Annotated in this window: 24 protein-coding genes; 1 reads left to right on the top strand and 23 read right to left on the bottom strand. The window is 46.2% G+C overall.

All coding sequences use genetic code 11. The features are described from left to right. Positions 1-284: 284 nt before the first annotated feature. Positions 285-932 (top strand): DUF4760 domain-containing protein, encoded by a 648-nt coding sequence (locus HQQ94_RS08450; RefSeq protein WP_173293998.1) that lies wholly within the window; start codon positions 285-287, stop codon positions 930-932. Between the two features lie 526 nt (positions 933-1,458). On the opposite strand, the gene HQQ94_RS22515 is transcribed toward HQQ94_RS08450, so the two are convergent. The 23 genes from HQQ94_RS22515 to HQQ94_RS08335 all read right to left on the bottom strand — a co-directional run bounded on the left by HQQ94_RS22515 (position 1,459) and on the right by HQQ94_RS08335 (position 17,290). Further along, positions 1,459-2,883, bottom strand: a complete 1,425-nt coding sequence (locus HQQ94_RS22515; RefSeq protein WP_254304027.1) for a hypothetical protein — start codon at positions 2,881-2,883, stop codon at positions 1,459-1,461. Continuing rightward, positions 2,870-3,430 carry a hypothetical protein gene (locus HQQ94_RS08440; RefSeq protein ID WP_173293997.1) on the bottom strand — a complete coding sequence of 187 codons (561 nt, stop codon included), beginning with the start codon at positions 3,428-3,430 and terminating at the stop codon, positions 2,870-2,872. The genes HQQ94_RS22515 and HQQ94_RS08440 overlap by 14 nt, the downstream gene beginning before the upstream one ends. A 4-nt stretch (positions 3,431-3,434) precedes the next feature. Beyond that, positions 3,435-3,752, bottom strand: a complete 318-nt coding sequence (locus HQQ94_RS08435; protein WP_173293996.1) for a hypothetical protein — start codon at positions 3,750-3,752, stop codon at positions 3,435-3,437. Beyond that, positions 3,749-4,555 carry a phage tail protein gene (locus tag HQQ94_RS08430; protein ID WP_173293995.1) on the bottom strand — a complete coding sequence of 269 codons (807 nt, stop codon included), beginning with the start codon at positions 4,553-4,555 and terminating at the stop codon, positions 3,749-3,751. Before HQQ94_RS08430 ends, HQQ94_RS08435 begins: the two co-directional genes overlap by 4 nt. Further along, entirely contained in the window at positions 4,555-5,139 is a 585-nt protein-coding gene (locus HQQ94_RS08425) for a phage tail protein (protein ID WP_173293994.1), read from the bottom strand. Before HQQ94_RS08425 ends, HQQ94_RS08430 begins: the two co-directional genes overlap by 1 nt. After that, positions 5,139-6,326 (bottom strand): baseplate J/gp47 family protein, encoded by a 1,188-nt coding sequence (locus HQQ94_RS08420; RefSeq protein ID WP_173293993.1) that lies wholly within the window; start codon positions 6,324-6,326, stop codon positions 5,139-5,141. Before HQQ94_RS08420 ends, HQQ94_RS08425 begins: the two co-directional genes overlap by 1 nt. Further along, on the bottom strand, positions 6,307-6,669 hold the full coding sequence (locus tag HQQ94_RS08415; protein ID WP_173293992.1) for a DUF2590 family protein: 363 nt from the start codon (positions 6,667-6,669) through the stop codon (positions 6,307-6,309). Before HQQ94_RS08415 ends, HQQ94_RS08420 begins: the two co-directional genes overlap by 20 nt. Then, positions 6,666-8,813, bottom strand: coding sequence for a phage tail tape measure protein (locus tag HQQ94_RS22510; RefSeq protein WP_254304026.1), 2,148 nt, complete (start codon positions 8,811-8,813; stop codon positions 6,666-6,668). The genes HQQ94_RS08415 and HQQ94_RS22510 overlap by 4 nt, the downstream gene beginning before the upstream one ends. 19 nt (positions 8,814-8,832) lie before the next feature. After that, positions 8,833-8,985, bottom strand: a complete 153-nt coding sequence (locus tag HQQ94_RS08405) for a DUF6890 family protein (RefSeq protein WP_173293991.1) — start codon at positions 8,983-8,985, stop codon at positions 8,833-8,835. A 41-nt stretch (positions 8,986-9,026) separates the two neighbouring features. Then, positions 9,027-9,293, bottom strand: a complete 267-nt coding sequence (locus HQQ94_RS08400) for a putative phage tail assembly chaperone (protein ID WP_173293990.1) — start codon at positions 9,291-9,293, stop codon at positions 9,027-9,029. After that, positions 9,290-9,547, bottom strand: coding sequence for a hypothetical protein (locus HQQ94_RS08395; RefSeq protein WP_173293989.1), 258 nt, complete (start codon positions 9,545-9,547; stop codon positions 9,290-9,292). The genes HQQ94_RS08400 and HQQ94_RS08395 overlap by 4 nt, the downstream gene beginning before the upstream one ends. Next, positions 9,544-9,936, bottom strand: coding sequence for a 3TM-type holin (locus tag HQQ94_RS08390; RefSeq protein ID WP_173293988.1), 393 nt, complete (start codon positions 9,934-9,936; stop codon positions 9,544-9,546). The genes HQQ94_RS08395 and HQQ94_RS08390 overlap by 4 nt, the downstream gene beginning before the upstream one ends. Positions 9,937-9,938: 2 nt before the next feature. Beyond that, positions 9,939-10,481 (bottom strand): pesticin C-terminus-like muramidase, encoded by a 543-nt coding sequence (locus HQQ94_RS08385; protein ID WP_173293987.1) that lies wholly within the window; start codon positions 10,479-10,481, stop codon positions 9,939-9,941. After that, positions 10,478-10,687: a TraR/DksA C4-type zinc finger protein gene (locus HQQ94_RS08380; RefSeq protein ID WP_173293986.1), complete on the bottom strand. Its 210-nt coding sequence runs from the start codon at positions 10,685-10,687 to the stop codon at positions 10,478-10,480. Before HQQ94_RS08380 ends, HQQ94_RS08385 begins: the two co-directional genes overlap by 4 nt. Positions 10,688-10,715: 28 nt before the next feature. Continuing rightward, positions 10,716-11,168 carry a phage protein gene (locus tag HQQ94_RS08375; protein WP_173293985.1) on the bottom strand — a complete coding sequence of 151 codons (453 nt, stop codon included), beginning with the start codon at positions 11,166-11,168 and terminating at the stop codon, positions 10,716-10,718. 33 nt (positions 11,169-11,201) lie between these two features. After that, complete coding sequence (locus HQQ94_RS08370; RefSeq protein WP_173293984.1) at positions 11,202-12,308, bottom strand: DUF2586 domain-containing protein; 1,107 nt, start codon at positions 12,306-12,308, stop codon at positions 11,202-11,204. 21 nt (positions 12,309-12,329) lie between these two features. After that, positions 12,330-12,977, bottom strand: coding sequence for a hypothetical protein (locus tag HQQ94_RS08365; protein WP_173293983.1), 648 nt, complete (start codon positions 12,975-12,977; stop codon positions 12,330-12,332). After that, positions 12,974-13,471, bottom strand: a complete 498-nt coding sequence (locus tag HQQ94_RS08360; RefSeq protein ID WP_173293982.1) for a phage tail protein — start codon at positions 13,469-13,471, stop codon at positions 12,974-12,976. Before HQQ94_RS08360 ends, HQQ94_RS08365 begins: the two co-directional genes overlap by 4 nt. Next, positions 13,468-13,923 (bottom strand): head completion/stabilization protein, encoded by a 456-nt coding sequence (locus HQQ94_RS08355; RefSeq protein ID WP_173293981.1) that lies wholly within the window; start codon positions 13,921-13,923, stop codon positions 13,468-13,470. The genes HQQ94_RS08360 and HQQ94_RS08355 overlap by 4 nt, the downstream gene beginning before the upstream one ends. Positions 13,924-14,032: 109 nt before the next feature. After that, on the bottom strand, positions 14,033-14,671 hold the full coding sequence (gene gpM / locus HQQ94_RS08350; RefSeq protein ID WP_173293980.1) for a phage terminase small subunit: 639 nt from the start codon (positions 14,669-14,671) through the stop codon (positions 14,033-14,035). 38 nt (positions 14,672-14,709) lie between these two features. Beyond that, positions 14,710-15,228, bottom strand: a complete 519-nt coding sequence (locus HQQ94_RS08345; RefSeq protein WP_173293979.1) for a hypothetical protein — start codon at positions 15,226-15,228, stop codon at positions 14,710-14,712. A gap of 67 nt (positions 15,229-15,295) precedes the next feature. Further along, positions 15,296-16,339 (bottom strand): phage major capsid protein, P2 family, encoded by a 1,044-nt coding sequence (locus HQQ94_RS08340; protein WP_173293978.1) that lies wholly within the window; start codon positions 16,337-16,339, stop codon positions 15,296-15,298. 60 nt (positions 16,340-16,399) lie between these two features. After that, positions 16,400-17,290, bottom strand: a complete 891-nt coding sequence (locus tag HQQ94_RS08335; RefSeq protein WP_173293977.1) for a GPO family capsid scaffolding protein — start codon at positions 17,288-17,290, stop codon at positions 16,400-16,402. Positions 17,291-17,337: the final 47 nt, after the last annotated feature.

Here is a 17,337-nt window from a genome sequence, read left to right as displayed (position 1 = left end):
TTTCTGAAAATTGGTAAATTATTGTTGAACCTACGCAGTTTATCATCTATATTCTGCTTATCTACTTGATAGATTTGTTATGGATACTCGTAGCATTAAGCAGAATTTCAGATTCAACGTCTTAGAAGAATGAAATTTGCATATATTATAAAAGGAAGGTGAAGCATGGCAACATACAGAGAAGAAGACTGGGGTCTATTAAGCTAACCATTAAAACCTAATTAATACGTTAAAGAGCTGAGAAGCTCTTTTTTATTGCTTTAGATTTAAAGGATTAAATAAAGATGCATAGAAGAAAAAATTACACATTTTATATCATCGTATATTTTCTTTTTCTGCTTTTACTTGGCCTATCATGCATTTCTTACGCTCACTCTGATTACTACTCCGCTGGTGCAATCATATTATCCGCAGTAATTGCACTTTCTGCCGCAGCAGTAAACATTTTTTACATCAGACGAACAGCAAGAGAGAGTAATTCATTACACTTCCAGCAATCTCTATTAAATAGCATAGAATACGCTAATAATGTTGATATTATGGTTAAGGCAATTAAAAAAAGACATGACTTTCCTCTTGAAGACTATGCTAAAGATGAGCATGCATTGACTTCAGAAGCTAAAGCCATTAGATACACTTTAAACTCTTGGGAAGAAGCTGCAAACGCTATGAAGCATGACATTTATGATGAAATTTACCTTTATAACAGCCATAAATCTACAGTTTTATACATTGGCTTAATGTTAAGGAGCTACATAAATGCAAAACAAAAAGTTAACGTTTCCTTCTTTGAAAGTTTTAATTGGTTAGTACTTAAATGGGCTATTAGACGTGATAGTTTCGAAGAAAAAGAAACTAAAAAACAACTAAAAAAAGTGTTCAAAGACTTATCAAATATAAAATCAGGAAAAATAACCTCCGCCCAACTGTAATGCATATTTAGATGATCTTCAAACGTGCTCAAGCTTAAAGATAATAAGTTGGTTTTCACTAATATTTAGTTGTTGTAAGCTTTAATTACTACTAACCAATTTCAGTTTACGCTTAACTTAACAATATGATTCTAAATGATTTAATGTTTATATCGAAAAACACCTTTTCAACAAAAACCTCACGAAATCGAGATACATTCCAGAGCCTATGCGGGTTTCGCCATTCACGGCCCTAACCTTTCATACCGCTAAAACTGAAAAACACTGAAATAAACCGCGATCTTTTCAGATCTTCGATCTTCGAAAGACCCCTACTGCTGGGCGGGCTAGCGATATGAACTGCAGTATTAGAAAACTGCAAAAAAATGACGATAAAGAGCGCGCAGGAGGGGGAGGAAGAGTGCGGATTCCGTGGCGCAAAGATTCCGCGTGATGAATTACGTGGGTTAATACCCTTCTTTTACCTCGAGGTTTTATTCTGGGTATTAAAAAGCCCTGAGTGTTCAGGGCGTGGTGTGGGGCTGGTTTACTTGGTGATGGGGTCGAGGCGGGCTTTTTGGGCGCTGGCTTGTGATGACTGGCTGCTGAAGTTGCCCGCTTGATTTGGTGGCGGGCTGTTGCCGTGGTTGTGGCTGGCACAGGTTGAGGCGAGTGAACTGACGGTGGCCATGAGTTCTGACAATAGTTTCAGCACGTTCTCCCCTTCACTGCCTAGCCATGTTTTAGGGCTGCAATAGGACTGCTCTGCTCTGGCGGCTACCGTTCTGGTTTCACACGTTAGCTTGGCTAACGTACCTATGATGTCGGTTAGTGACTCATCGGTTTTGTTCTCGAAGTTGCCCTTATCATCGATATGTTGATACACGCCATCACGTACTTGAGTGCGAGTCTCACCTTGTTTGATGGCGGGTAAATCCCAGCCAAAGGGCAGTACACAACGAATAAAAGGTTTATCGGGTCTGCCATAAGCAAAGCCCATTTCTACAATGGACCCTATGGCGGGCGGCGCTAATTGTCCTGCATGATTGCCTGCACCAGATAATGGCAGTGGCACAGCTTGTAACAGTAATTCGGTATCACTGCCGTTTTCATCGAATAGCTGCACATCAACACCATAGCGAGGATAAAATGCATCGCTGTGCCTTTCACCGTCAATAGTGGGCAGTTCAGGCAGTTTCACAACTTTAGCCCATCTTGGCAGATGATAGCCGCCAGCCAGCTCAGGAAACACATTGGTTATTTTGCGCTTTTCGGTGCGTTCGTCGGCTTTGCTGGCGGTCCACGTTAATGTCATGGCATCATTTTCAAGCTCGACTTGTTTGATGCAGTGACCATTCACCAACGCACCAGGGCGCATTGCAGGCATGGCCATTAATTGCCAACTATTACCAAATTGATTGCTGCTTAAACCATGGTCTATGTCTATTGGCCTTGATGGCCAGCGGCTGTCTTGGTAACTGCCAACATAAATTTGCCCGTCCGGTTGCTGGTACCAAACACAATCCGCAATGGTAAATATATTGCCAATACTGGCTAATAACTGGTAACCCGTGCCTTGGCTGGTAAAGTTCGGGACGGGTGTATCAAGGTAATCTGCGTTATTGGGTAGCACAAAACTTAAGCCGCAATCAGTGGCTAACTGGGTGATGACTTGCCTGCAGGTAGCATGGCGAATATTAATCGGCAAATGTTCGGCGAGTATGCTGGATAACTCCCGCACCACAATGCGATTCATACCCTTTTCACTTGGGGTAACTTTAGTCACGTAGCCACTGAAATAACGCTGCAGCTTATTGTTGTAACCTATGTCAAAGGCCACAATTTGGCCCCGCTTAACATCGCCTTTAACGTTAAAGATCCCACGGCCAGCTGATGATAACTCTAACACTAAACGGTAATCCGCAATTTCTAGCGTTTGGGTGCCTACAGTTAAGCGTTTATGTAACCGCATCGCCATCACCTAATGAGTTATCGATGTAATGTAAAAAACGTTCAGCTGATGACATGGCGATTTCTGGCGGTGCATCGGTTATTGCCGCAGAGGGGATCACGCTGGCCGTTTGCTCTGTATTTTGAGCCACTTTGACAGCATTTTTTGCTTGGCGAGCCTCGGCCACTTCAGACACGCTGACATGTTCCCGTAACTGAAAACTCACATTCCACGCCATCAGTGATCCATGTTCCGGCGCGTTTATTTGACCACAAAATTTCACCTGGCGAATCTTCACCGCCCGCGCTAAATCAGATCCAATGCGGCTCACTTTTCGATTGCCGCTATCATCGCGCCTTAATGCTAATTCAAACAGGCGGGTTAGCATGGATTTATCGGTAAACGGAATTAAGCCGGTCACTTTTATTTCCTTGGCCTTATCGCCTTGTTCGCTACTGGCCGTATTGGATGTTTGCCCCGACATGTCCTGCTCAGCAAGTTGCATGGTCAAGGTTAACTTGCATGATTTAAGGCGAATTAATTCGCCATCCAGCGCAATTTGGCTCATGGGCTTACCCTTCTATAATTTCCCAAAACACTGGGACGTTTTCATATTTTGTTGACGAAGAATTACCTCCCTGATACGCCACCTTATTATTAATTTCTAAGGTTGTGCTATCACGTAAATATACCGTCACAGAACCTGCCGACCCTACCGTCACTTTTGGGCTCGCTGTTGACCCCGCACTTGAGGTCCATGCAACAGAGGTGATGTTTACATGCGATTTATTTACATCTACTGGCGGTATTTTAACAACACCAGGAGCGCCATTATACTTACCTCTTAATACTCTTTTTTGACTTCCACTTTGTAAAACCCCAGTACTCATAATCTCCATGCTCCATTTATTCGATATAAGCTAAATTCAACACCTGTAGATCTAATTAACACATCATCATGATAACCATCGTGCATTTGAATTTTTTCCCCCATAGGTGCGATTAATCGACAGTCCCCAGCGGCTAAATTTAAAGCCCAATCAACAACAAATGACATTAAATTACCGTCATCTGCAATTGGTAATCTCTGCTCACTATGAGTCATAAATCGATGACGACAAGCTGGCTTGCACGTGTTATCAGCATTTAGTACAACCAGTTTTTTCTCTTCAACTAACACCGATACTCTAGAGTCAATCGCATCAATCCGCTGATTAATCAGCGTCAGCTCGTCACCAAAATCAAACATCCAGCTTTCAGCTGATACTTCAATAGGAGTGGCGTTCGCAATGCCCAGATACTCAACCACCATATTACGAGTTAGCACGTTGCCCGAAACCCGCCCTCTGGTTTTAGTTTTTTGGGTTAATGGCACATAGCCAAACATAACGAGTTGGTCGCCCAGCGTTGCATGGGTGTGCACCAAGCCAATCCAGTTAAAACTAAAATCACCGCAGCAATTGGGCATTATTAAACTGTAGGTGACACGGTTTTCATCAATGATACCTGTGCGGGTTGGCGCCTCCTCAAATACTACATGTTCAAGTGCTGGCATAGGCTCATCAGCAGATTCAGGCGCTGTATGGTCAAGCTCTGGGATATTAGCAAAGACAAATTTGGATATCTCAAGTTCAACGCCATTACCCACGGCGCTCGATATCAGATTAAGGCCAGTGTTAGTCAGTCGTGCCATTAGTGAGCTCTCGCTGTTAATGTTTGATAATCGTTATTGCACTCGCTCACCGCGAGCTGTACCGATGCGGCCTTATTTGACACATATTCATAGCGGCGACAGGTGCGTCCATAATCTTGAATGATTGAGCCTAGCAATGCAGCGTTTAACACTCGCGCGTCATCCAACTCAATAGATATCACGTCCCAATCCAAGCCGCTTTTACGCTCATCAATCGCTAACACAGGTACACCCAAGCGACTCATAATATTAATAAACCCCTGTGAACTCCCTGCATCACGGGCATTAATAAACGCAAAATTCACCCGTTTGCGATAGAGCCATTCTGGTTCGTCTTTCACCCGGCTAATATTGCGCTCCCACGCCAATAAATTGAGCATTTCTAATGAGCAGGTTAATGGGTCTTTTTGGGCTAGCGGCCAAATAAACCAGCCTCGCACCCGCTGCCAAAAGGACTGCATGCCAGCGCTTAACATGGCGGGCTCTTGTGGCTCAGGCGTCGACGGCAGGGTTACCCCATCCATCCACCACGGTGGCGCCAGTTTCGGCAATTTAGGGCTAGTGTCGATTGCTTTATGATTCATCAAAACGCCCCCTTATTGGTAATAACTAAGCTATTGATACGGGGCAATTCAAGGCCACTAATGAGGTCATCATTACCCCACCGAATGCTTTTTAGTTGCGGCAATTGGGCATGCAGTTCACTGCTCAGCAGTGAGAATATAAATTCGCTTTGGGGTTGGGTGCGAGTGATTAACTCGTGATTGTCAGAGTAACGAAATGCTGCGCGAATACGTGACTCAATGCCAACTAACAAATCAGCAATATCGTGCACAGATAGATTATGTTTATGCCAAATATCCAGCGTTAGCGCTATCGGATTCGTCGCCATGGCCAGCACCCGCACATCATCACCGTGGCCGTGAAAACCCAGCACATTAATGTAGTTATTAATGTCATCAATCATGGCCTGAGGCGTTTCTCCCACATCCATCATCACATGACAATTAGCAGTACCCGGACCCCGTGGTGCGTTATGCTCAAAATAAAGTAAATCACTGCTAATACCCGCAAACGTGGCGATGGCTCCGCGATACACAGCATCAATATGATAATTGCCCACACTGGCAAATTGATCACGAATGCGCAGCGCCAACTGTTCATCGCTTTCACTGTCAGCGCCTGCACGAGTTATCCAATCGCCCACATTACTAACAGACGCAATCCCATCGTTTTGAGTTGGCAACACATGGTAATAACCTGAGGCTAAATTATGCCCCGCCCCCGCGCTGATAGCTTCACACAAAATAGTGGCGGTTTTCGTGCTTGCTGGGATTATCGTATCAGCCAGCACTAACAGCGTATAAACAGCGCCAAGACTGTTATCGCTCAGCACTTTAGTGCCAGCTTTAATCACCACCTCGGCATTGATGTCTGTTTTAGTAAAACTGATATTACCTTGGGTCTTTACCGCAGATTTACGCTCTAACCCCACATCCCACGCTTTTAGCTCTAAATAGAGTTCGGTAGCGGTGGCAGTAAACATGGCGGGTAATACATGTTTGGCCAGTAGAGTTTTAATCAGCCATAAAACAGGCGTTACCACACAGGCGGCGAACAGTTTCCAAAACGGACTCATGGCGCTGTTATTCGAAATAATCGAATTTGCAGCCACCACATCCGACTCAATCAGCGCGGTTACCGCATCAGCGGTCAGCGGTACCCCTTGGGCCGCTAATACTTTTTCAAAATCAACCTGTGGGCGTGGCATAGCGTACCTCTGTATTACTTACGTTAACTGCCAGTTGACCAAATTCATAGGTCGTGGCGGTGATCGCAATCAGCGATGGCGATTGAGTATCTAAACTAATAGAACCTGGTACTAAGCGAACGTCCGTTTCAATCAGTAATTCCATTTCGGTGTACACGTCATTGCGCATGGTGACGCTACGCTGGGCCAGCAATTTAGTTACAAGGCCCGATTCCATCAGTAGATGTTTAACATCTTGCGCAATACTGGCGCGGGTATTGGTTAAATTTGGCTGTGCGCCGACATCAAGCGACAAACCGCCGTCGACAATAAGCAAATCGCTGTATTTATTTAAGGTACTCATCCGGTCATTAGCTCCTGTTGGTCGGCAATTTCAGCCAAACTGAAGTTTTTAGGTGGGTTTTTAATGATCACATCACCAAAGCTCTGGCTCTTACTGCTTGATTGGTTGGCCACTCTATTGGCCTGTGCGCTCATTGCTGCTTGCTGATTAATGCGCGGGCTTATCACATTACTAATAGACTCGTTTGCCACAGGTTTAGCGTTAATTGACGATACATCTAAGGTTTGCTGCATTGACGGGGTTGATACTGCCTCTAACGGGCTGTTCATCCACGGGCCAACCATAGGCACAGGCGGCGCAATATCATTGGCGGCGGTTTGCTGCATCCATGACGGGATAGCCTGTTGGTTGTGGTTCTTAAGTGCGTCAGGTAGGGTTGACTGCAATGCGGCAGAGTCAACTTCACCCATGCTCGGGATCAAGTCTATTTCTACACCAGGTATATAATTCAATTTGTCGATATACCAATTCAGGTAATCAATAAACATGCCCTTTAGTGATTCCCATGCATTGCTAAATACACTCACTAAACCTTGCACCCACTCACAGTTTGACATGGTGGCGACTAAATCGTCCCAGTAATACACCAGTGCGCTAACAGCCACAATTGCGGCACCGATTACCAATACCATAGGATTCGCTAACATAGCCGCTGTCACCGTCCAAATGACCGTTCGTAGCACTTGAAAAACACCAGAAAGTACGCCCGTTGTTAAAGCCCACGCCTTAGAAGCAGTATTCGCAATCCACATGGCAGCGGTGGCCGCTTTAGTTGCTGCCACCATTCCCCAACTCATGGTCGTTTCTATCACTGTGGCAGCAGCTCCAGCCAAAGATGAAAGCGTTAGAGCTTTTTTCACCCATAGCAGCCCATTACCAACGACTTTCAATCCAGAAAGCATTATTTTCAATCCAGCATAGCTCATCTTTAACAAGCCACACGTCATAGTAAGCAGCCCTCCAGCGGCAACGAGGCCTAAAATCGCGATGGCACCATAACCCAACACGCGGGTTAAATTGGGGAATGTTTGGGTAAACCACAACACCTCTTTACCCATATCGGCTACCCAGCCGACAAACTCATTAAACGCGGGCAACACGGCAGAGCCAAACGCGGCACGAATAACAAACCAAGATTGGCTTAAACGCTCGCTTTGGTCGGTCATAGCTGCTGCCATCTGTTCAGCCTTGCCCATGCCTTTAACCTGACCAAGGGCATTTATTGAACCTGACAAACTGTCGATATCGCCCATCAGTAATTTAACCGTTGATACCGCTTCAGATGAGCCAAAGGCTTTAGCCAGTGCGTCACTTTCTGCCACCTCTAAGGTTTCGCCGTACTTTCCTTTAATTTTGGTCAGTATGTCGACCATAGGCAGCAAACTGCCTTGGGCATTGGTAAATTGCAGGTTCAATGCTTTCTGTGCTTTACCCACTCCGGCTAAGAACGCCTTGTACTTAGTACCTGACTCACTGCCCGACATAGTCGCTTGCAGCGTGCCCAAAATGGCCATTTGCTCATGCATCCCAACGCCTGCGCTTTGTGCCTCTGCGCCGATAGCTGTAAATGCACCCGACATTTCTGCACCAGTGGTTTTAAACGCTTGCACCGCGGTGGCCGTCATGCCTGTGACTTGGTTCACCCAATCACTTTTACCCATAGCATTAGCATTGCTTTTAAAGATGCCATACATGGTGCCCATGTAATTAGTAATGGTGCCAGCATCGGCTTTGGTTGCTGTAGCAAGCACGTTTGAGGCCAGTGTAAACTGAGATAAATCGGCATCACTCAGCCCGGCAATAGCCGACTGAATGTCATAACTTGAGCTCACAAATTCGGTGGACGACTTGCCATATTTAAGCGCGTATTCATAAGAAGTATTAGCTAATTGCTTAAGGGCTGAATCTCGTACATCCAGCGATTTAACCTCACCCAATACTCGGTCCATTTCAATCGCTGGCATTAAGGCACTTTGCAGCGCATAACCTGCCGCCGCCATGCCGCCCACGCCAGTGGCCATCTGCATGGTGCCTGCTTGATAGTTCGACGCCAGCCCATTGAACTGTTGCGATATTCTAGCGATGGGTTTAGTAATTTGGTCAACTAACCCAACGGTGAACATCAAAGGTCTTGGTAAGCTCATAACAGTTCACTCTCCTTTACTAATTAGACTTACCTGAAAACGCCCTATTCACCCCGTTGGCGGTGACTATTTCAAGGTTTTGTATATTGTTCTTGTGTAGCCACAGTGCGCGGGCTATCGACTGCTCACTGTCATCTTCATGGGGTAACAGGTGCCGTCTAATGGTCAACATCTGCTCAAACTGGTTGTTATCAATCGACTCAACCAGCGCGGTTATTTTTTTACGGCAATGTCCAGAATTGGCGCGAACTCACCTTTTAATGTCCCCGCTATTTGCACCTCCGCGCCTGGTGACTCTGCAAGCAATTTTTTAAACTCTTCTTTTTGCTCTTTATCGATGGTGCGGATCACAAAGTTATTTGACGCCGACGTTAACGAACCACCACGGCCGATGATATCGATATAATCCGAGTGGTCATTGGCTGTCATGTTAAAGTTAAATTCTGTAGTACCGATGGTGAGAGTAATGGGCTTCTTCATGCTGCATTCCTGTTGTTAATTAATTCTTTAATGTCGGTGATGCCGTCTTTTAACTGGCGTTCCATGCGGTCGCCCAGCTCTTTTACGTCATCTTTAGTGGCATAGTTTTCTGCCACATGGGTTTTATGTTCGCTCAGCTCTTTAGCCGTATTTTTATGGGCATTAGTCAGGCTGAAAAATAGCGGTACTAACACGCCCAGCACTAAACTGATAAATGTCATAACGACCATCATCCAATCTGCCACTTGATTCATTTAGCCACTCCTTTGATTTTTTCAACGGTGCGTAACCCTGCTAGGCCTAACATGGCTAAAGTCAATTCCATCATGACATCGAGTGGCAATTCAGGGGTGCCCAGTTCTGGTAATAACCATTGCAATATGGGGTTAATCACAAAGGCAAATAAAAAGCCCAAGCCACACACCCACATTAAAAAGGGTCGCGCGCCCGCCACAAATACCGATCTATGTTGCGCGGCCATAGTGTTAGCCAGCGCCTGCATTAGCATGGGTTTTTGCTTTATCTCTGCCAGATCATTGCTTAGCTGCTGGCGTTCTTCATCCGATGTAAATAACGCATCCCCCGCTTTGCCGATGGCCTCAATAGGATTAGCGCCGCCTAATAGGCGTGAAAACCAGCCCATGGTTAACTCCTCAGCCGTAAATAATTAGCCTCACGCTTGCGCCGTGTCGGGTATCTATCACCAAAATTACACAACTCCGCATCCATGGCGGGCCAGTTTTGCGCTATTGCGAGCGCCCAAAAATTAGGGCATCGACTGGCTAAATCGCCATACTGAAACGCCACCGATGCGATGACGGTTTGGCAGTGCTCAGGCAACTGATTAAACGGTAAAGTAGATACTCGGTTATAGCGCTCAGTGAGCTGTTCAAGTAGCTGACTCTTGACGCACAGGTCAATGGCACAGGCTTCATCCTCATTAATCACTAATGGTTTTTGAGCTAACACAGATAACGCCGCCTGCCGCTTTAGCCCACAATACAAATTTAATTTAGCGACCAATGCATGAGGCAATAAACGCTGCAAGTCTTGAACGCTGCGCTGGCCCAAATCAAAACCCGTGGCAATGGTGATCCCAGAATTTGAATACTGAGAGTCCGGCACATAGCCCGTTAAGCGTGGGCCACCTTCTAAACCTGAAATAAAGCCAAAGTGAACTTTTGTCATCTATTTGCCCTTTTCTCTGTAAGCTCTTGGCACTCAATGCACAGCTCGACACCTAAAACGGCAAGCCGCCGTGCTTGAGCAATGGCCTCATCACATTCAATACAGTGACTTGCGCTGGGTTTTACAGGCTTAGCAATAAGGCGCTGAGCCCGTGCTCTTGCTTCTGCTTGTTCTTGGTGTTTTACTGCTAAATCTGCATCATCCATTATTATTCTCTGTGCTATTTTTTCAGTGCTATGACTGAACTATGTTTTCAATTTCTTCAGGGCGTAAATACGGCACGCCATCGATATGGACAAAATCAGGGCTAGTCACATCAAACGGAATTTTAAACAAGCTGGCGCTGCCGCCCTTGCTGTCGATATCGAGCAAGTCGCTCAATTTAATACGGCAACCGAAACACTCGACTTTCATTTCATCCTGTGCGGTTTTCGCATAAAACTGAATGTCGAACGTTTCCATTGCGCGCCATGCACCGGCTGATTTTGCTTGCTGGCTAATTAGCGCAAAATTAGCCGCATTAACCGTTAGCTCACCGCTTGCGGCCACATCACCATCGACCGCGCCGTCTGGCACTCCGGCTGTTTGTGACACGCCGCTGTTATCGGTAATGGTCACCGAGGCACTATCAACCTGTATTTGAGTGTCACCCATGTGGGTTCTAAAATTCATTCCGGATAAACGCATGTTAGCTCCTAGTACTTTTCGTTAGTCTCAGCGTTACTGAACGCTAAGATCTAACATGATGTTGACGGTAATGGATTTGGGGCTGTTGTAGGGCCGCACCATCATGGCTATGGTGACTTTGGTTTTACTCATCCACGCAATGGCAATATCGCCATCACGCGGCGGGGTAATATCACCGGGGAACGGCACTCCGGCGACTGTGATGCTTTTGCTCATGGCCCGCAGTGGCTGCATAAAATAGCTTTTGTTTAACTCAATACTGGCGGGGGTTGAGTTAAAAATACGGTCAGCCACCCGTCTGATAGCGCGTACCCGCACTTCACGACTGGCTTTATGTACCACACGCAGGTTTTCAATCACTTGATAATCGCCGCCTTGGGCTTCGAGAGTTGAGCCGTCTCCCCAGTAAACCCCCGCCATGTCTGGATACCACTGCGGCACACTCAAACGCGCTTTAGCTAAGGTGTTAAGCGTGGCTAGTGACAACGGCGCATCATTTGAGTCCTTGGGCATCACGCCCAAACCGTTAACCGCGCCTGTTGCAACACGCATAGGCGAGTCGGCAATACTGACACTGCGATTACATAAACGTCCCGCCAGTACGCCCGCGTTATTGCCATTAAGTTGTGGCACGGGTATCACTAACGGCAGGGCTAAATCGGCTACAATATTTACCATCTTGGCTTCATAGGCCGACCATGTTTCACTGCTATTATCAATACCTAGCAAGGCGACAATGGCCGAGCACCAACGGCCATGTGAGCCTTGCAAACCAAGCACAACATCTGCAATGCCACTGATAGCTTGAGCGCTTGTTTGCACATCACACACCACCACAGTCTCAAAACTTTGCACCTCGTTCGCATGAGCAATCGCGCTAGCAATAGTTTCACTGTCTGACAGTGGATACACCGCCGCCGTCCAGTTTTGTCCCGCGTTCAGCTGAGCGGCAATAATTTGTTCTCGTAGTACACTGCCTGCGAACATGCCTTCTAAATCACTTTGCGCGTTAACCGAATACAGCTGACTTTCTTCGGCCTCATTGCCCGCTAAACCAACAAACAGAAAGTGCCGCTCGATGGCCTGCACCTCACCCTGTCCTTGGTTTTGATTGTTTACGGTTACTTCACCTAATGACATAGGGCTATCCTCTTGATTGATTTATCTCGTTTGACTGAGCAATGTGGCTAATTCGGCCTGCACATTGGCAGGGGTGTCACCCAAAAATGGGCGAGCAGGTACCGGAATGTTCCAGCGTTGTTTTTTAGGTTTATTTCTCAGCTGCTGCAAAATCAGCGAGGCTTGGCCTTGTGACACATTGGCCATGATTTCGCTAATACTTGCTTTACGATAAGTACGGCCTTTTTTACGTTTAATTTGATAACCTTCAGTGGCTAATGCACGAGCTTGGGCGCGAGAACACAGCGCGTTATAATCCGGCTTGCCGTGAATACGAGCCATGCGCTGCTTGCTCATCTGTTCAGCACCACCTTCTTGCTGTAATGCGGCAATACGTCCGGTAAAGCTGGCCTTGTGTTTAAGTTCGAGCCGATTAGCATTTTTGACATAGGGTTCTAAGGTTTTACCCAAGCGTTTTAATAATTTGCTTTTTTTACCATCACTACGCTGAGCAAACTTTTGACCGTAGACGGTCTTTTGTTCACGTATCCGCTGCCGCGCTTTCGCTCGCTGACTACGACCTAATTGCTTTAATAATTTAATCCGTTTATTGGCAGGCAGTGCCAGCATGGCAAGTTGCTGCTTTACTGTCAGGGCATTGTGTGAATTAGGGGTAATAATCAGACTCATGATTCACCGCCTATGTTGACAGCAATATCTATGCTTTCCGCAATATTGATAGGCACTAGCGATACCCGATAGCGGCCATCATTAAATTGAATCGGGCCCTTGTTATCAGGGATCAGATCGATGTCATCCATCAGCTGCACTTCTATTAATACCGTAGAATTGTCTTTACTCACCACATCGATATCAATGTCAGGATCCGCTAAACCGTAAATATCACGCGGCCAATTGCTATCCAACATATAGGCAGCAACCATCGCCAATAGGTTATAAGGATTTATTTTTCTGTGCGGAAAATCTTCAAGCGCTATAACGGCACTGTGCTTCCACTTGGCCACTTGATAGCCATCGCTTCCCTTGTCTTCTCCGCTTAATATTAGTGTGCCGCGCTCTTGCCACGCATCGATATTGTTGGCTTTAATCACTGGCTGTAAACTGGCGAGTAGGAACTCAGTTAATTGCTGCAACTGTGTTTTTGTCTGGGGTTCGTTCCTCATAGTGAATCCACTCCAACACGGCCTAAGCCGAGTAATAAGCGAATGCCACGGCTACTTTGAGATAAAATCGTGTCTTGTTGTTCTGAGTCTTGCGCCTTGTTATTGCCCGCTTCCTTTTGGTCTACTGCAGAAAAATACCCCAACAAATCCGCATGACTGCGGGCATATACCGCGCCGCGATAAATACTTATCTGTTTGTCGCTAAAGTGAGGGGTCAAACCAATACCAAGTGCAAACGGGACATTCTTGCCTGTTGCGGCAATGTACTCAGTTAATTGCAGCTGGATCTCGGCGCTGCTGCGATTGAGTGAATCAGCAAGAGCTTGCTCTTCAAAGGTTTCTGGAATGCGGCGATGAGTACGAAACTCACCCGTTGATAGCTCAGGCCAACCGCTATCTGTGTCGATAGCAATGCTTGTCTGTTCACCTGCATCAAAACCAAATCCGCTCATAGCTCTCTCATTAATTAGGTTCAGTGCAGTTGGCGTCACAGTGGTTTTTAGCGGTCGCCCGTTAAACACTCAGCCAGTGCACTGGAGGGGTTGGGAGTCGTTCCCTACGCTAGCTTGGCTCTTGTGAGCCGTAAGCTTCTAACGCACGTATTCTCATTTCTATTTTATTTCTGACGGTTTTAACGCCGACGCCTTTGTGCAAACTGGCGGCTTTTTCTAGCAAGGCATCCGCTTGTTGCAAGGTGCTGATGTCGCCCACTTGGGTCGCCTTAACCTCGCCGTTCGTGCTGCGCAGTAGGTTAAGACCTTTAAACTTATAGAACTTAGCGGTAATGGGCTCAGCCAGTTGCCAATGCTGTGCAACCTGGCTAAAAACTTGGCTGAAATAAGGCTCGACGCTGTGGCCCTGCTCTGCTTGTATTTCGCACCATTCAAAAACGGTATCGGCAATAAAACTCGGCCACTGGCGGCGAATACCTGCAGCCATCGCTTGGCCCAGCTCAATGGCCTTAAAGCCAAGCTCAATCGCTCGTCCAAAGTCGCCGACATCAAATAGCCAAATAATAGAACGAGCAAAAATAGGGTGATCACTGGGTTCTATCTCCTTTGAGCCTACATCGGCCAAATATTTATCAACTATGGGTTGCCATTTGGGCAGCAACACATCACGTTTATGGGCTATCTTGTCTTGTCGTCTGGCAAACGCTTTTAACTGTTTAAGGTCGCCATCAAGTTCACTTAACTGCAAATGCAAACTCGGTGCGTAACATGCCGAGCCAGACAGTCTTACTTGTTCAAGCTTTTTTCGGGCTTCATTTCGCTCTTTGATGGCGAGGATAAAGGCACCTCCGGCGACTTTTTTACCTCACTGATCACCTCTTTTATTTCATCTGCAGCAGCAGATATCTCAGCCGTTGCATCGGCAATATCGGCGGCACTGTTTGATACCTCATAGCTCGCATCGGCTATATCGGTTGCTGAGTCACTGGCAAGGCTGGCAGCATGCGTTAATTCATCAATATCACATTCGGCTATGACATCAATCACACCGTTTGATACCTCTGAAATAACCGTTTTTTCTGAGCCTTTAAGCGCTGGATCGATGCCAATAACACGGGCTCCGCTATCGATAAATGCCTGCGCCGTATCGATGGCACATTCAACGTTGACACCAAATAAGGTCGCAAGAATGCTCATCGCGGGGCCAACATCCGTTGGCGCTTCCATACATGGGATGTCAGCACTCTTATTTACATTAACTTGGCTTATTTTTCGATTACGATAATCCGCTATTGCACCCATCATTCACTCCCATATTTATTTTTGTTTATGATTAATAGAGCCGAGTTTTCTCGGCACTATTTATTAGCGCTTATTCTTCAGAAACAAGAGCAGGAGCTGCGCCAATGTGCATTGCGTCTTCATCGACAGCGGCATAGCCTTCTAATTCTTCGACGCCATAACCTTCCCAGCGGAGATACTTATCTTCATGCTGCTTACGGTCTTCTACATTTTCAGACTTACGATGGCTAGTACCTTTTTGGGTGTATATATGCAGATGATTAAGTAAGCACAAGGTAATACGTTTAGCAGGGAAATGTGGCGGAGTGTAAGCCTTTAACCCACCGATGGTTTTATCCATTTTCTGCACTGCGACACGCTCTGTCGGCGTATCTGCCATATTGGCCATTCTGGCTTGAGCTGTGGCGGTTAAATCGCTACCAATCAAGACCACTAAGCGAGGATCACTGCGTAATGTAACGTGAATATGGGTATTTTTAAGCTCGGTTACGATGGCATCAAGAGTCTTATACTCATTATCTTTCAGAGCATTGACATCAGCATCAGGGTTAAAATAAATAGGATCGGTAATTATTTGCTCTGGGGCTTGTTCCTTAACAAGCTGGTGCCAGCCTTTGTTAACATCTTCACCCAATGGGCTAGCCTCTGGATCGGTTGTCTTTGCCACTGATGTACCGTTAAAACCCACCCGCAGCTTATCCAGTGCAAAGCGCATTGTGGCGTTTTGGCTCATCAACTTCATAAATTGTTTTGCTGTTCCAGCATTAGCCCAAACAGCCAAGGTCGCCCATGTTACCGCTGCGCAAGAGTCAGTTTCGGTTAGCTGATAAGTATTGCCATCAACATCTTGGCCACTGGTAAAACGGCCGTTTTCTTTTCGGCCCGTGGCAATTAATGTACTGCCCACTTTAACCACTTGGCCTTGGATTTGGTCAACGGGTAGATTAGTAATCAGTTTTAGAAAATCGACGGCTTCGAGCATGGCAGCACGTAGTTTGAGTTCCATCGGCTCAGTGACACTGAACTGATGGTGTACATCGTCAACTTGATAGTTTTTTGCTATGTCAGCGCAGTACTCTTTTACGTGAGCCTTAGCTAATGGGGTTAAATTCATGTTTCTTTCTCGCTGTGATGAATGTTCAGTTCAGACGGTTCAATTCAGAACTGTGGGCACTTATACCGTGCAGCTCTCAGGCTCATTCAGCCCTCCCGGATTTGGCTCTTGCCCTGGCACCTCTAGCTTTAGCGCGGCAAAGTCAGTGGCGAGTTTATCCAATTTGGTGGAAAAGCCCGTTAACTGCTCACCTAATACAGAAAACTGATCAGAAGTCACAACGCCTGCAGGTGACGTTTCTTCATCGTCTTTAGGTGGTGTTATCTCTGTTGTTTGCTTACTGAACTGGCTAACCTGACCTTCAAGACTGTCTAGCCGAGTGCCAAGCGTTGAAAACTGACCTATCAAGCCGTCATATTGTTCTTTGTTCATTGGATCATCCTCAGATGTTTCGGGTGCCAGATTAGGAGACTGATTTCTTAACCATCCGGCAAACAGGCTATAAAGAGATTTTTCATTTTGCTGCTCAGTGTCACCTTGAATAAAATCATTCAACTCTAAGGTTTCAAGCTGACTGTATTCGTGTTCTGTTGCATCATTGCCAACAGAAAATTTAAGGCGGGTGGTACCTGTCGATGCGGGGGTATCGGTTACAGCTAGACCACGTAAATAACAGCGGCCTGAGCCTTTGTAATCAATGTCAGGCTCAATTGACATAAACAGCTTTTGACCGTCTTTGTTAGCATCAAGTAAGTAGTCGTTAGCGGTTAGCTTGACAAATAAACGTACTTTTCCGTTAAACTTTGCGGCTTTGACTTCATCAATCACCCCCCAGTTTTTACCGTCAAACGGGGCCCATGATGAGCGGAAATGTTCAGGCCAGATGAGTGCGGTGTATTCATCAACAGAATACTGTGCGGCCATGTCATCAATCCACGCCTTAGTGATGGTGCGACCATCAACTGTCGCACCTTCTGTCGCCGCGATTACCCATCCTGTTTGTTTGCTCATTGAATTGACCACTTGCCACATTATTGATTCATTTGACGGTCAGCATA

Source organism: Shewanella sp. VB17, from assembly GCF_013248905.1.
In the GTDB taxonomy this organism is placed as follows: Bacteria; Pseudomonadota; Gammaproteobacteria; order Enterobacterales; family Shewanellaceae; genus Shewanella.
This window is presented reverse-complemented; position numbering and strand designations above follow the sequence as displayed.

Coding starts and splice junctions, on each gene's coding strand:
- HQQ94_RS08450 (WP_173293998.1), top strand. CDS start 285: ATGCATAGAAGAAAAAATTACACATTTTATATCATCGTATATTTTCTT.
- HQQ94_RS22515 (WP_254304027.1), bottom strand. CDS start 2,883: ATGCGGTTACATAAACGCTTAACTGTAGGCACCCAAACGCTAGAAATT.
- HQQ94_RS08440 (WP_173293997.1), bottom strand. CDS start 3,430: ATGAGCCAAATTGCGCTGGATGGCGAATTAATTCGCCTTAAATCATGC.
- HQQ94_RS08435 (WP_173293996.1), bottom strand. CDS start 3,752: ATGAGTACTGGGGTTTTACAAAGTGGAAGTCAAAAAAGAGTATTAAGA.
- HQQ94_RS08430 (WP_173293995.1), bottom strand. CDS start 4,555: ATGGCACGACTGACTAACACTGGCCTTAATCTGATATCGAGCGCCGTG.
- HQQ94_RS08425 (WP_173293994.1), bottom strand. CDS start 5,139: ATGAATCATAAAGCAATCGACACTAGCCCTAAATTGCCGAAACTGGCG.
- HQQ94_RS08420 (WP_173293993.1), bottom strand. CDS start 6,326: ATGCCACGCCCACAGGTTGATTTTGAAAAAGTATTAGCGGCCCAAGGG.
- HQQ94_RS08415 (WP_173293992.1), bottom strand. CDS start 6,669: ATGAGTACCTTAAATAAATACAGCGATTTGCTTATTGTCGACGGCGGT.
- HQQ94_RS22510 (WP_254304026.1), bottom strand. CDS start 8,813: ATGAGCTTACCAAGACCTTTGATGTTCACCGTTGGGTTAGTTGACCAA.
- HQQ94_RS08405 (WP_173293991.1), bottom strand. CDS start 8,985: ATGTTGACCATTAGACGGCACCTGTTACCCCATGAAGATGACAGTGAG.
- HQQ94_RS08400 (WP_173293990.1), bottom strand. CDS start 9,293: ATGAAGAAGCCCATTACTCTCACCATCGGTACTACAGAATTTAACTTT.
- HQQ94_RS08395 (WP_173293989.1), bottom strand. CDS start 9,547: ATGAATCAAGTGGCAGATTGGATGATGGTCGTTATGACATTTATCAGT.
- HQQ94_RS08390 (WP_173293988.1), bottom strand. CDS start 9,936: ATGGGCTGGTTTTCACGCCTATTAGGCGGCGCTAATCCTATTGAGGCC.
- HQQ94_RS08385 (WP_173293987.1), bottom strand. CDS start 10,481: ATGACAAAAGTTCACTTTGGCTTTATTTCAGGTTTAGAAGGTGGCCCA.
- HQQ94_RS08380 (WP_173293986.1), bottom strand. CDS start 10,687: ATGGATGATGCAGATTTAGCAGTAAAACACCAAGAACAAGCAGAAGCA.
- HQQ94_RS08375 (WP_173293985.1), bottom strand. CDS start 11,168: ATGCGTTTATCCGGAATGAATTTTAGAACCCACATGGGTGACACTCAA.
- HQQ94_RS08370 (WP_173293984.1), bottom strand. CDS start 12,308: ATGTCATTAGGTGAAGTAACCGTAAACAATCAAAACCAAGGACAGGGT.
- HQQ94_RS08365 (WP_173293983.1), bottom strand. CDS start 12,977: ATGAGTCTGATTATTACCCCTAATTCACACAATGCCCTGACAGTAAAG.
- HQQ94_RS08360 (WP_173293982.1), bottom strand. CDS start 13,471: ATGAGGAACGAACCCCAGACAAAAACACAGTTGCAGCAATTAACTGAG.
- HQQ94_RS08355 (WP_173293981.1), bottom strand. CDS start 13,923: ATGAGCGGATTTGGTTTTGATGCAGGTGAACAGACAAGCATTGCTATC.
- HQQ94_RS08345 (WP_173293979.1), bottom strand. CDS start 15,228: ATGATGGGTGCAATAGCGGATTATCGTAATCGAAAAATAAGCCAAGTT.
- HQQ94_RS08340 (WP_173293978.1), bottom strand. CDS start 16,339: ATGAATTTAACCCCATTAGCTAAGGCTCACGTAAAAGAGTACTGCGCT.
- HQQ94_RS08335 (WP_173293977.1), bottom strand. CDS start 17,290: ATGAGCAAACAAACAGGATGGGTAATCGCGGCGACAGAAGGTGCGACA.